This window comes from Pseudomonas trutticola BRTCR10 (assembly GCF_056155105.1).
This window is the reverse complement of record NZ_CM149552.1, coordinates 5769294-5781874: the sequence shown is the minus strand read 5'-3', so window position 1 is coordinate 5781874 and position 12581 is coordinate 5769294. Positions and strand designations below refer to the sequence as shown.

The 12581-nt window shown below is 58.6% G+C and carries 13 protein-coding genes; 8 read left to right on the top strand and 5 right to left on the bottom strand.

The genetic code is table 11. The features are described from left to right. The first annotated feature begins 225 nt into the window (after positions 1–225). From mpl to ACVVH8_RS26255, 3 genes are read left to right on the top strand one after another with little or no spacing between them, the layout of a single operon-like run. On the top strand, positions 226–1575 hold the full coding sequence (mpl, locus tag ACVVH8_RS26265) for a UDP-N-acetylmuramate:L-alanyl-gamma-D-glutamyl-meso-diaminopimelate ligase (RefSeq protein WP_103303705.1): 1350 nt from the start codon (positions 226–228) through the stop codon (positions 1573–1575). Next, positions 1572–2219 (top strand): flavin prenyltransferase UbiX, encoded by a 648-nt coding sequence (gene ubiX / locus ACVVH8_RS26260; protein ID WP_315445968.1) that lies wholly within the window; start codon positions 1572–1574, stop codon positions 2217–2219. Before mpl ends, ubiX begins: the two co-directional genes overlap by 4 nt. After that, positions 2212–2508, top strand: a complete 297-nt coding sequence (locus ACVVH8_RS26255; RefSeq protein WP_475227110.1) for a YceK/YidQ family lipoprotein — start codon at positions 2212–2214, stop codon at positions 2506–2508. Before ubiX ends, ACVVH8_RS26255 begins: the two co-directional genes overlap by 8 nt. Before the next feature lie 130 nt (positions 2509–2638). Here ACVVH8_RS26255 and ACVVH8_RS26250 read toward each other — a convergent pair whose 3' ends face one another. The 3 genes from ACVVH8_RS26250 to ACVVH8_RS26240 all read right to left on the bottom strand — a co-directional run bounded on the left by ACVVH8_RS26250 (position 2639) and on the right by ACVVH8_RS26240 (position 5601). Next, entirely contained in the window at positions 2639–3280 is a 642-nt protein-coding gene (locus tag ACVVH8_RS26250; RefSeq protein WP_475227107.1) for an oxidoreductase, read from the bottom strand. Positions 3281–3307: 27 nt separating this feature from the next. Further along, the gene (locus tag ACVVH8_RS26245; protein WP_103303702.1) at positions 3308–5035 is read right to left on the bottom strand and encodes a C13 family peptidase; all 1728 of its coding nucleotides are present in this window, start codon (positions 5033–5035) and stop codon (positions 3308–3310) included. Between the two features lie 110 nt (positions 5036–5145). Further along, positions 5146–5601 carry a MaoC family dehydratase gene (locus ACVVH8_RS26240; protein WP_475227104.1) on the bottom strand — a complete coding sequence of 152 codons (456 nt, stop codon included), beginning with the start codon at positions 5599–5601 and terminating at the stop codon, positions 5146–5148. A 180-nt stretch (positions 5602–5781) separates the two neighbouring features. On the opposite strand from ACVVH8_RS26240, the gene ACVVH8_RS26235 reads away from it, so the two are divergent. The 5 genes from ACVVH8_RS26235 to ACVVH8_RS26215 all read left to right on the top strand — a co-directional run bounded on the left by ACVVH8_RS26235 (position 5782) and on the right by ACVVH8_RS26215 (position 8462). Beyond that, positions 5782–6144, top strand: a complete 363-nt coding sequence (locus tag ACVVH8_RS26235) for a CidA/LrgA family protein (RefSeq protein WP_213026680.1) — start codon at positions 5782–5784, stop codon at positions 6142–6144. Beyond that, entirely contained in the window at positions 6144–6860 is a 717-nt protein-coding gene (locus ACVVH8_RS26230; RefSeq protein WP_103303700.1) for an LrgB family protein, read from the top strand. Before ACVVH8_RS26235 ends, ACVVH8_RS26230 begins: the two co-directional genes overlap by 1 nt. 10 nt (positions 6861–6870) lie before the next feature. Further along, positions 6871–7461 carry an LON peptidase substrate-binding domain-containing protein gene (locus ACVVH8_RS26225; RefSeq protein ID WP_213026679.1) on the top strand — a complete coding sequence of 197 codons (591 nt, stop codon included), beginning with the start codon at positions 6871–6873 and terminating at the stop codon, positions 7459–7461. A 114-nt stretch (positions 7462–7575) separates the two neighbouring features. Beyond that, the gene (locus ACVVH8_RS26220; RefSeq protein ID WP_103303698.1) at positions 7576–7806 is read left to right on the top strand and encodes a hypothetical protein; all 231 of its coding nucleotides are present in this window, start codon (positions 7576–7578) and stop codon (positions 7804–7806) included. Between the two features lie 77 nt (positions 7807–7883). Continuing rightward, complete coding sequence (locus ACVVH8_RS26215; RefSeq protein WP_475227101.1) at positions 7884–8462, top strand: hypothetical protein; 579 nt, start codon at positions 7884–7886, stop codon at positions 8460–8462. Positions 8463–8524: 62 nt separating this feature from the next. On the opposite strand, the gene ACVVH8_RS26210 is transcribed toward ACVVH8_RS26215, so the two are convergent. Together ACVVH8_RS26210 and ACVVH8_RS26205 are read right to left on the bottom strand one after the other, a co-directional pair. Next, on the bottom strand, positions 8525–10483 hold the full coding sequence (locus tag ACVVH8_RS26210; RefSeq protein WP_475227099.1) for a hypothetical protein: 1959 nt from the start codon (positions 10481–10483) through the stop codon (positions 8525–8527). A gap of 163 nt (positions 10484–10646) precedes the next feature. Beyond that, positions 10647–12425 carry a hypothetical protein gene (locus ACVVH8_RS26205; protein ID WP_475227096.1) on the bottom strand — a complete coding sequence of 593 codons (1779 nt, stop codon included), beginning with the start codon at positions 12423–12425 and terminating at the stop codon, positions 10647–10649. Between the last annotated feature and the right edge of the window lie 156 nt (positions 12426–12581).

The window sequence follows — 12581 nt, the reverse complement described above, 5'->3', positions numbered from 1 at the left end:
GACCGAGTTGTTATTTCGAGCTACGCCGACGTGGATTATCGAGTCGAACTCAAGATCTGAAAGCGACATCGATCGGCTCCCTCTCCCTCGGGAGAGGGCTGGGGTGAGGGGCAACTATCTACAGCCGAGCCCGAATGCCATGCCCAACCGTCCCGCCCCATCAGCTAAAGAGTGCGATTTCCCCCTCCCTACGCTAACCTGCGGCCATGTTTTACGAGGTCGACTATGCACATTCATATTCTGGGTATCTGCGGGACTTTCATGGGCTCGATGGCCGTACTGGCCAAAGAGCTGGGCCATCACGTGACCGGCTCCGACGCCAACGTCTATCCGCCGATGAGCACACAGCTTGAAGCCCAAGGCATTCAGCTGACTCAGGGCTACGACCCGGCCCAGCTCGATCCGGCGCCGGATCTGGTGGTGATCGGCAACGCCATGTCCCGCGGCAATCCAGCGGTGGAATATGTGCTGAACAAAGGCCTGCCGTACGTATCCGGCCCGCAGTGGCTGGCCGATCATGTGCTGCAAGGTCGCTGGGTCTTGGCTGTCGCTGGCACCCACGGCAAAACCACCACCAGCAGCATGCTCGCCTGGGTGCTGGAGCACGCCGGCATGAGCCCGGGTTTCCTGATCGGCGGCGTGCCGCAGAACTTCTCGGTATCCGCACGTCTGGGCGGTACGCCGTTCTTCGTGATCGAAGCCGACGAATACGACAGCGCGTTCTTCGACAAACGTTCGAAGTTCGTTCACTACCGCCCACGCACCGCGATCCTCAACAACCTTGAGTTCGATCACGCGGACATCTTCCCTGATCTGCCAGCGATCGAGCGGCAATTCCATCATCTGGTGCGTACGATCCCGAGCGAAGGCCTGGTGATCCACCCGACCACCGAGCCGGCCTTGCAGCGTGTGATCGAGATGGGCTGCTGGACCCCGGTGCAGACCACCGGCGTCGGCGGTCAGTGGCAGGTCAAGTTGCTTAAAGACGATGGCTCAGCGTTCGAGGTGATGTTCGAAGGCGTGTCCCAGGGCACGGTCGAGTGGGAGCTGACCGGTCAGCACAACGTCGCCAATGCCTTGGCCGCGCTGGCGGCGGCGCGTCACGTTGGTGTCGTGCCGTCGATGGGCATTGCCGGGTTGAGTGCGTTCAAGAACGTCAAACGGCGCATGGAGAAAGTCGCTGAAGTGCGCGGCATCACCATTTACGACGACTTCGCCCATCATCCGACCGCCATTGCCACCACGCTCGACGGCCTGCGCAAGCGCATCGGCGATGCACCGCTGATCGCGATCATCGAGCCGCGCTCCAACTCGATGAAACTCGGCGCGCACCGTGACGGTTTGCCAGAGAGTGTGAACGACGCCGACCAGGTGATCTGGTACGCGCCGGCCAATCTTGGCTGGGATCTGGGCGCGACTGCTGCGCTGTGCAGCGTGCCGTCGATTGTCAGCGATTCGCTGGAAGGCATCATCGATCGCGTGAAGAGCCAAGCTCAGCCCGGCACCCACGTGGTGATCATGAGCAACGGCGGCTTCGGCGGCCTGCACGGCAAACTCGCCGAGGCGCTGCAATGAACACTTTTTCGCAGAACGGCGGCCCGGAACGCATCACGCTGGCGATGACCGGCGCCTCAGGCGCGCAGTACGGTTTGCGCCTGCTCGATTGTCTGGTGCGTGAAGATCGCGAGGTGCACTTCCTGATCTCCAAGGCAGCGCAACTGGTGATGGCCACCGAGACCGACGTCACACTGCCGCCCAAGCCGCAGACGATGCAGGCGTTCCTCACCGAATACACCGGCGCAGCCGCCGGGCAGATCCGCGTGTACGGCAAGGAAGACTGGATGTCGCCGGTGGCTTCCGGCTCCGGCGCCCCAGCGGCGATGGTGGTGGTGCCGTGCTCGACCGGCACGCTGTCGGCGATTGCCACCGGTGCCTGCAACAACCTGATCGAACGGGCCGCAGACGTGACATTGAAGGAGCGTCGCCAGTTGATTCTGGTACCACGCGAAGCACCGTATTCGAGCATTCATCTGGAGCACATGCTCAAGCTGTCGAACATGGGCGTGACCATTCTTCCTGCGTCCCCTGGTTTTTATCACCAGCCGCAGACCATCGATGACCTGATCGATTTCGTCGTGGCACGGATTCTCAATCTGCTGGGTATTCCACAGGACATGCTGCCCCGTTGGGGCGAGCATCATCTGAGCAGCGATGAATAAGCTGCTGGCATCTCTGCTGATGATGCTGCTGGCGCTGCAATTGGCCGGGTGCGCTACGGCGCGAACGCTCGATGCGGCCAAGCCCGGGGCGCCAGTGGTGTACTCCGGAACGCGGCTTGATTTGTATGCGATGAATGGCGGGTGTTGCGCGATGGATCGGTTTGGCGCTGAGGCGCCGAGTTATCCGGGTGTGGATCTGCCGGCGAGTGCTTTGCTCGATACGCTGCTGTTGCCGTTGTCTTTGCTGACGGTGCTTGGCGTAGGTTTTCAGGCGACTGGCGGCTTGTAGTGACTGATCGTTCCCACGCTCTGCGTGGTAACGCCTCCTGTGACGCTCCGCGTCACGCTTTTTGGGACGCAGAGCGTCCATGGCTGCATTCCCACGCAGAGCGTGGGAACGATCATCATGGGCGGATGAATTATTTGCCTAACTTGCGCAAGTCATCGGACTCAATCACCCGAACCCCATCCTGTTCTTCCAGCGCCAGCCGCCACATCGCCCGAGCCAGTTGGCAGGCTTCGATGCCGCGGTACTTGCCGGGAATCAATTTCGACAGCGGCCCCGCCAATTGCTCGGCCAAGCGTGGCTCTGTGCGCTCACCCAACAGCAGCGACGGTCGGCAAATGGTCAGTTGCGGCCAGTCTTGGGCGCGGAGCGCTTGCTCCATTTCGCCTTTGACCCGGTTGTAGAAAATCGACGACTTCGGATCGGCGCCCAGCGCACTGATCACGATCAGGTGCCGCGCACCCATCTCCCGCGCACGCTTGGCGAACGCCACCACCATGTCCAGATCCACCGCACGGAACGCAGCTTCCGAACCGGCCTGTTTGATCGTGGTGCCGAGACAGCAGTAAGCGATGTCGACGCGCCCGCTGAGCTGCGGCAGAAACGCCTGCGGATCGCCGACCGGGTTTTCCAGATGCGGATGTTCGGCCAGTGGCCGACGGGAAGGGGCGAGCACGCGGGTAATCGTTGGCTCGTTGAGCAAACGGTCGAGTAGATGTTCACCGGTCAATCCGGTGGCTCCGGCAAGCAATACGTGCTGAGGCGTCAAGTACATAGTGTCTCTCCCTTGATACTGTTCAGCTTAGTTGCTGTTTGTCGCTCCGTCGTTCAATGCAGCACTTTGCAACGCTTTTCTGGCTTGCTGTTTACGCAGCAACTGCCAGTGCGACAGCACGGTTTTCGGCGCCCAGATTTGCGGCTCCGAGGCTTCGAAATTGTCCGCCAGTTCACGCTCGGCGACGGTGGCCTTGGCCAGTTTGAAAGCTTGTTCGAGATCGTCGGTCTGGTTCAGCGCCTGGGCGAACAGCGCATCGCCGAAGTAGGTGAAGTTAGCCTCCTCGGAACAGCCGAAGGAAACGCGATCGGCACGCGAGGCGGTCATGATCAGCGTGCGTTCGTCTTTGAGGGCCGGGATGAAACCGCCGGAATAGCATGAGGAAATCACGATGATCTTGTCGCGATTTTTCAGTGGTGCGAGCACGGCGGCGAGTTCGTCGGCGGGCAGGTCGGCCAGTTCCATGCGCGGCTGGTCGAGCACCAGTTCGTGTTCGGCGGTGCCGTGGCTGGTCAGGTAGATGAACAGCAAATCTTCCGGGCCGCTGCGTTCGGCCAGGGTTTGCGCGGCGCGGCGCAGGTTTTCGCGGGTGGCCATCGGCCGGTCGCCGAGGTGGTCGCGGTGGTTGACCAGACGGATCTGGCCATAGGCGCCGAAACGCGTGCTGAGCATGTTGGCGACGTAATCGGACTCGCGCAGGAACACGCTCTGCTTGCCGTCGCCGCCGAGGGTCAGGGTGTACAACTCGACCGCAGGCGTCGAGGCCGGGATGGCTGCCAGTGCGTCATCGAGCAGGCGGCCCTGGGCGAGCAAGCCGAGTTCAAGGGTGTCGGGCAGCAACTTGCCGTCGGCATCGCGCACACGCTGGCCGTTGACCCAGGTGCCGCTGAGCACGCTGCCATCGGTCAGCACCAAGGTGCCACGTCCGGCGTAACTGTCGCTGTCGAAGCCGCCGATGTAGAAACTGCCGTCGGGCAGGTTCAAACGACCCTGGCCACTGAAACGCCAGTCGCTGAACGAGCCGATGTAATGGCTGCCGTCGGCGCCGATCAGTTCGCCCTTGCCGGTCAGCGCGCCTTCCTTGAACTGGCCGAGCCAGACATCACCGTCGGCGTTTTCGTAACGGCCCTTGCCGTGCAATTGATTGTTCTTGAAACCACCGACATAGATGTCGCCGTCGGCGCTGTTGAAGGTGCCGTTGCCTTCCAGCTGGCCGTTGACGAAATGGCCGGTGAACGAGTTGCCGCTGGCGTCGCCGCGCTGGCCTTCGCCATTCGGTTTGCCGTGGGCGAACTGGCCTTGATAGGAGCTGCCGTCATCCATTTCCAGACGGCCGAGCCCGGAATATTGATCGGCCTTGAACTCTCCACGGTAGGTCATGGCGTTTTCTTTGAGAGTGCCTTCGCCATCACGTCGACCGAGCTTGAACCCGCCGGTGTAACTGCTGGCGTTGGTGGTCAGGCTGCCTTGACCGTCGAACAGCCCTTGCTGGAACTGACCGCGATAGACCTCGCCGTTGCTGCCGTGCCATTCGCCCTGGCCATGCCACTGGCCCTTGTCGAACTGCCCGGCGTACCAACTGCCGTTAGGGTAGTCGACGCGCCCTTGGCCCTGCAGCAAGCCATCGACCAACTCGCCACGATAGCGTCCGCCGTCCGGCAGGCGCGCATCCGGCGGCAACAGCGACTCGCCGTCGCCGCAAGCGGCAAGCATCAGGGTCAAGGCAATAGGGGCAAGAGAAGCGAGTGGGCGCATAGCGGGATCCGGGCAATTAGGCGACCGAGTATGCCGCAGCTATGTGACCTTATACAGCCGCCGGAAGTGAGCGGATGCGAAACAGCGTGCGCTGCTTCGCATCCCGGCGCTTAAACGAAGCAGAGCGACAGCGGCTCGGCGATGTAGGCCGGTTTGTCCGAGCCTTCTATCTCCAGTGTTGCGGTGGCTTTGAGCAACCACTGGCCCGGTTTTTTCTCGGTCACTTCGCCCAGATCGACCTTCAGGCGAACTTTGGAATTGACCTTGACCGGCTGGATGAAACGCACGCTGTCGAGGCCGTAGTTGACCACCATCTTCACGCCCTGCGGCAGCACGAGGATGTCTTCCATCAATTTCGGGATCAGCGACAACGACAGGAAACCGTGGGCGATGGTGCTGCCAAATGGCGTTTGCGCGGCTTTGAGCGGGTCGACGTGAATGAACTGATAATCACCGGTGGCTTCGGCGAACAGGTTGATGCGTTCCTGATCGATGGTGAGCCATTCGGAACGTCCGAGTTCCTTGCCGACATAATCTTTGAGCTCTGCAACGGGAACATAGGGCATTGAGACTCTCCTTGGGTTCATCGGTTTTATAGTTTTTCAGGTGGGGGATTTGACCGCCCTGCGAACCACTGTAGATCATCATGGCGATTTGCTCCGGTCAACCGACCATGCTTTTGGCGAATGCCGATCCATAGCGCAGGCGTGCTTATAATGCCGGGCGCTTTCTGTCGGAGATGTCAGATGTTGTTACGTGGCCTGACCCTGCTGGTGCTGTTCCAATTGCTCGGCACGGCACTCAATCATTTGCTGTTGCCGGTATTGCCGGGGCCGATCATCGGCCTGCTGTTGCTGCTGATATTCCTGATCATTCGCGGTGAAGTCGGCGAGCCGCTGAACCTCGCCGCCAGCAGTTTGCTGCGTTATCTGCCGTTGCTGCTGGTGCCACCCGCGGTGGGCGTGATGGTCTATGCCACGGCGATTGCCGCCGATTTCTGGGCGATAGTCGGTGCGCTGGTGGTGTCGCTGATCCTGTCGATGGCGTTCGCCGGTGTGCTGATGCAGCGTCTGGTCAAGCGCCACGCGCGGCATTCGGAGGAGTCCTGATGCTCTTCGACTGGCATGGCGCCTGGGCGTCGGTGATTCATCATCCACTGTTCGGCATCGGCATCACCCTCGGTGCCTATCAACTGGTGCTGGCGGCGTTCGAGAAAACCCGCTGGATCTTTCTGCAACCGGTGCTGGTCTCCATGCTGTTGGTGATCGGCGTGCTGGTGGGCTGCGGCCTGACCTATGCCGAGTACCGCAAGAGCACCGAGATTCTCAGTATTTTGCTGGGGCCGGCGACAGTGGCGCTGGCCGTGCCGCTGTATCTCAACCTGCGGCGCATCCGTCAATTGTTCTGGCCGATTTTTACTACGCTGGTGATAGGCGGGGTGGTCGCCACGGGCATGGGTGTGGCGCTGGGCTGGTGGTTCGGCGCCGAGCACATGATCCTGATGACCATGGCGCCGAAGTCGGTGACCTCACCGATTGCGATGCTGGTGGCCGAGCAGATCGGTGGCGTCGCGGCGCTGGCAGCGGTGTTCGTGCTGATCACCGGGGTGATCGGCGCGATCTTCGGCCCGGCGTTGTTGAACCGTCTCGGCGTGCACAGCCCCGAGGCACGCGGCATGGCGCTGGGCATGACCGCGCATGCGGTCGGCACGGCGGTGGCGATGCAGGAAAGTGAGGAGTGCGGCGCCTTCGCGGCGCTGGCGATGAGTCTGATGGGCGTGGCCACGGCGGTGTTCCTGCCGTTGGCGGTGTCGATGGTGGTGTAAGGAAATGTCTATGAGTCTGCCGCTTTTTCCGCTGAACACAGTGCTGTTTCCCGGCTGCAACCTCGACTTGCAGATATTCGAGGCGCGCTATCTGGACATGATCGGCCGCTGCATGAAGCAGGGCGTCGGCTTTGGCGTGGTGTGCATCCTCGATGGCCATGAAGTCGGCGTCGCGCCGCAAGGTTTTGCTCTGGTCGGATGCGAGGCGCGCATTACCGATTTCCAACAGCAGGACAATGGCCTGCTGGGGATTCGCGTGCAGGGCGGGCGACGCTTCCACGTGCTGCGCACTGAAGTGCAGCGCGATCAACTGATCATCGCCGACGTCGAGTGGCTGGACGACGAACCCGAGCAACCGTTGCAGGATGAAGACGCCGATTTGGTGGCGTTGCTCAAGGCGCTGGCGGAACATCCGATGGTCGAAGCGTTGAACATGGGCACCGAAGCGGTCGGCCAGCAATCGCTGGCCAATCAGTTGGCGTATCTGTTGCCCTTTGCGGAAGAAGACAAGATCGACCTGCTGCAACTCGACGACCCTCAGCAACGCCTGGATGCAATACAAGCATTGCTCGATGAATTACAAGGTGAGCTGTTCGCCTAGTTTTACTTTGAATCAACTCGCGGTACTTGCCAGCATTGTGTTGGCTATTCCTTTAACTTAATTTCAAGTTGCCCGCAGGATGCGGGTGCCTTTTATTAAGAATAAGGAATATTCATGACTGTTTATGAAGATGAGTGGGGGTTCTGGGACGATATTGCCGGTAAGTATATTTTCAAACATGCCGGTAGCGATCATAACGTTAATCACGTTATTGAAGCGGCGGCGGTCTACGCCGATTTGATGGTCATTGAGCGTCGTAAACGCAAGGCCGCCAAAATTCCTGTCAACGAAATTGCTCGTGTTTCCGCCACGGCAGAGTCTGTCGCTCCGATGGTTGCGGCCTGAATCAATTTTCTTGTCATGCAGAATGATCAGGTGCTGCGAATGCATAAGCGGCAAGACTTCTGCGAGGAGGTGGTTTTATGTCTACAAATAAAAGCGACAACGTTGCATTCACTGCAAATCTCTATGTCAACGGGCTGCCGGTGGTGCTTAATCAACAACGCTTGAAGCAGCGCTTGCGCGACTCGCGGATAACCCAGCGTGAAAAACTCGATACTGAAGTGGCACTGGCGGACGCGCGCGAATCGAGCTTTATTACGCTCGCCGACCATGAGGATGATAAACCGCTGCTGCTTAAATTCACGCCACAGGGTGACAGCTATGCGATCAACATTGTGCTGCGCGGTGTGAATGATGGCGCACGTTTGGTTATAGAGAGTCGTACGCACAATCTGCTGGTCAGTCGGCACGAACAGAGTGAGTTCTTTTCAATCAGTAAAACCGGAGTGATGCGCGCCACGCTGGGTGAACTTGAAGTCGGCCCGACTTATATTGAACTGGCGAGCGAGTCGAATAAAAAGCCGTTGTATCGTGACACAGTTAATCGAATGAATATTTTCAAGAGTGTAGATCCCAATGTGACCGGGCATGTCGCCTATAACAATAAACCGGTAGTTTTTGTGTTCAAGCTTATTGATAAGCTGCCCCTCGAAGCCTGAGGGTATACGCCATTCATTTGTGCAATGAATGGCGTAATTCACATGTTCAACTTGTTTGTGAATCAGGTTCTGTAATGTTCGGGAACGGACCAGACAATGTCATTGGCAAATGTACCGTTACCATTCGGCAAATCCAGTATTTCCCCGCCAGAGTCGGCTATTTGATTGATCAATGCATCGTAAGGGGTGTGGCCAACGCGTTCTACGGAGTCGGCATCGACGCCTGCCCACGTTGCGCTCTCGATTTCCTCGGCGTCGTCGCCCGCTTGTCGAAAGATATCTTCCACCCGGGCAGCTCGCTTCAGGTCCGAGTGCACCAGCCAGATCCGCTCGGCGCTGATTCCCCGCGTAGGCATTGATATCCGGCCTTCGAGCGTATCGCCGTCAAAGTCCATGTTGTTCAGATAAATGTTTTCCACCCGGGGTACGACTTCGACGCCGCGGGTGTCGATGACATAAAGAAACCCAAGTTTTTGGTTGCGCCTTAGCAGTGGATAGTCGCGCGAGTCGTCCATTTCAAACGATGTATCCGATTCCCCGTCCGTGCTGTGTCGATTTCCGGTTGACGAATCACTGTCACTGAAATGCCCTGGGTAGCGATTGGCCTGGCTGTTGTAATGCCGAGGGTTGGAGTAGTAATCAAAACTCATGTAGGACAAGGCATTGGCCAGACCAAATGTCGCGCTTAAAGCCCGTTTGGTTGTGGTGTCGGAGGGATTGCCCCGCAACTTTACCAGGCGTTTGTCCCTGGCCAGTTCAAAAGGTGTGCGCAGATCAGCGCGAAACATTCCCGGGATATCAGTCCGATACAGCGAGTCATGCACATTGCGCTTGTAACCTGCTTGCTGCAGATAGCTCTCCAGAAACTGACGGTCATAGCGTTTATCAACGTCGGGTAATGAGTCGCTGAAGTTTTCGCCTTCATTTCTTAATCGCAGGCAATACGGATCCAGTTCCTCGGCAATGTGCTTGAACCGCTGCTCGTCATTGCTCTGAGTCAATTGCTTGTGCTGTTCGGCCCATTCGGGGAACGGTCCATTTTGCAGGTCCTGCCGCAAACGAGTTTGCTGGGCCGCCGTCAAGTTGTAGCTGCGCAGGAGGTCCGAGCGTTCGCTCAGGGACTTGTGCGGATGCAGCCATTTCAACGAGTCGGTCAAATACCGGGAGACGTCCGGTTCGTCGAAACGGCGGGCCCAGTCAGGTGCCCTGCCAAGGGATTGTGCTTCGGTGCGAAAGACTTGAGCTTCGGCACCGTGCAGGCGGTACGCACTCCAGATTTCGCCATCGGTCCAGTGTGCAAGCGGTGTAGCAGATGAATCTCCCAGCGCGGTGACCCGCACGACCTTGACCCAATTGCCATTACGAGAATCCCTGAAAGCCCAAAGGTCAGTGGGTAACCATCGATTGACATTGAAAAAGTCCCGCCTGGAAACGCCGTAGTAGCCTTGGCTATCGGGTAAATGATGGATGGAGTAGTCGAGGTGATCGTAATACTCAACCGGTTTTTTCAGGCTCCAGGTGTTGCCGTTGGCGATTCGATAAAGCGGTGGCCCGGAGGGATTGCGTTCGGACGGCAGCTTTGCCCGCCAGGCTTTCATAACTTCATCGAACATCACCATCACTGTCTGAGTGCCGCTTCCTGCATGATCCCCAGCCACCTCGGCGAATTGCCGGCCTTTGTAGGATCTCAGTCCGGCTGCATCTGGCGCGGATAGCTCGCGTCCGGGCTTTTGTACGTAGGGTTGCAGTGGCGAAACCGGGGCCGTATGCGCCGCCGGGGCAGTGTCCGATAGCGGCGTGACCGATACCGTCACCGCAGGCTCGGGGTGCACTGTCCTTCCTGATGAACCTTCCACTGCGCCCTCTGATGAGAGCGGGTTTGCCCCCCCGGGTGTTTTGCGACCGGGCAGATTGAAATCCAGGTGTTCCAGCCCCTTGTCAGGTGTGGCGGGGCGGGATGTCGAAAGCGTGGCTATATCGGCCTCAGGCGTTAATCGAGGGGCTTTGGGTTTGTTGCGCATTAAGGTGTGACTCCATGTCGATGAGTCAGCCGATCCAATGGCTGACTGAAGTTTCCCGATGTGATGATGGACGTCACATCGGGCGTTTCACGTTAAACAGGTCGTGGGCCGTTGCCGGCTCGATGATCGAAGGCCGGCGCGAGCCTGGTCGACAGTGTTGCAGTCAGGTTCGGTAGTGCTCAGGCACCGGCCAGACGATGTCGTCGGCGAAGGTGAGATCACCTTTCGGCAGTTCAAGCACTACGCCGCCAGAACTGGCGATTTCGTCGATGAGTCCGTCGCAGAGGGATCTTCGGTGATAGTTGTCGAAGTCGGTCCCCGCCCAAATGCTCTCCTCGTAATATTCGAGACTGTCGTTGCTCTCCGCCATTGCGTAAATGTCGTCCACTCGGGCTGCCCGTCTGAGGTCCGAGCGCACCAGCCAGATTCGTTCGGCACTCACGCCCCGAGTCGGCATTGATATATGCCCTTCCAGTTCGTCGAACCAGAATCTGTTCTTGTTATTGAAGGCTAGTTCCTCGTGCCCCGGGACGACTTCTACGCCACGTGTGTCTATGGCATACACAAAAGAAGTTGTCTGCTTGCGGCGATTGGAGGTGTAGTTTTGCGTGTCATCGAAAACGAACGAACTGTCAGAGTCGGATTCGTTACCTTCACGTTCTCCACGGGAAGCGATACTGGCATCAGAGTCGTAGCCATCGGACCCGTCGCCGTTTTGCGAGACATTGTCGTCGTCGCCCGAAGGCCTTTTTCTTGTCCCCGCGTCCGGATCGATGCCGGGGTAACGGTTGGCCTGCGAGTTGTAGTGCCGCTCGTGAAAGTAACCACCATATGATGCAGCGTAACTCTCGGCGTTTTTCAGGCCGAAGGTCGCGCTGAACGCGCGCTTGGTGGTTGTGCCGCTCGGGTTGCCCTTGCGATGGATCATGCGCCTGTCCCTGGACAGCTCGAATGGCGTTCGCGTCTCGCCTCTGAACATGGCCGGAATATCGGTACGGTAAATCACGTCGTATTTGTTGCGCAGGTAGCCGAGGCGGGCCGTGTAGTCGGCAAGGAACTCCTTGCTATAGCGAGAAGTCGGGTCACCGTGGTCGAATTTGCTACCTCGGGTCCTCAGCATCTGCACGTGATGTTCAAGTTCTTCGGCGATCAGTTTGAAGCGCTGATCATCGTCCTTGTTCATGGTCATGCGTTTATGTTCTTCGGCCCATGCGGGCATCTGGTAGCTTTCGAGGTCCGTGCGCAGGTGCTTCAATTGCGATGCCGTCAAGTTGTAGCTGCGCAGTAGATGGCGACGCTCTTTGCGGGACATTGTCGGGTGGATCCACCTCAACGAATCTGTCACCTGCACGAGATCCTGGTCGTGCTGGATGCGCGTGGCCCAGGACGGCGGTTTGCCGGATGCATCCGCCTCGGCACGGAAGTCCGACAGTTGGGCGTCGGTCAGGTTGTACGTTTGCCGCAGATCGCCATCCGTCCAATTCGCCAGTTTTACCGGTGGCGGGATGGTGTCTCGGGGTTGGGACAGGTCAACTTCCACCCATCGATGGTTATGGTCCCTGTAGGCATGGGCGACAATGGGCGCGTCGCTGTCGGAGCCGAGATTGCGTACTTCGTGGAATCCGTTGGCACTCGCGGATTCGGCAACTATATGGCTTTCGCCGTCCAGAAAGATCTGATGGCTGTTCAGAAAGGTCAGATGGCGGCTTTCCTGCCACAGGTTGTTTTTGATGGATCGGTAAATCACCGGGCCCGGCTCTAGTTCCGACCACTTCTTTACTCGCCACATATTGATGCTTGGGTCAAACATGACGAAGGCATGATGTGTTTTACCGTTGATTTCCAGGTCCACGAACTTAGCGGCGCCGAAGTCTTTTACCCCGAACGCGTCAGTTTCTATCGTCTTCCTATTCAACAAAGACGGGTCGAATGTGTAATCCATCAATGATCCTGGACCGGGCGTGTGGGTGGTCGGGTTACTGGTTGTCGGCAAATCGTGCACGGTCACGGCAGGTGATGTTTGCAGATCAGCAGGGGACGGCTCGGTGGACGGCGTGTCCCTTGGAGATGTGGAGTCCAATCCCTGCTTCCATTGAGA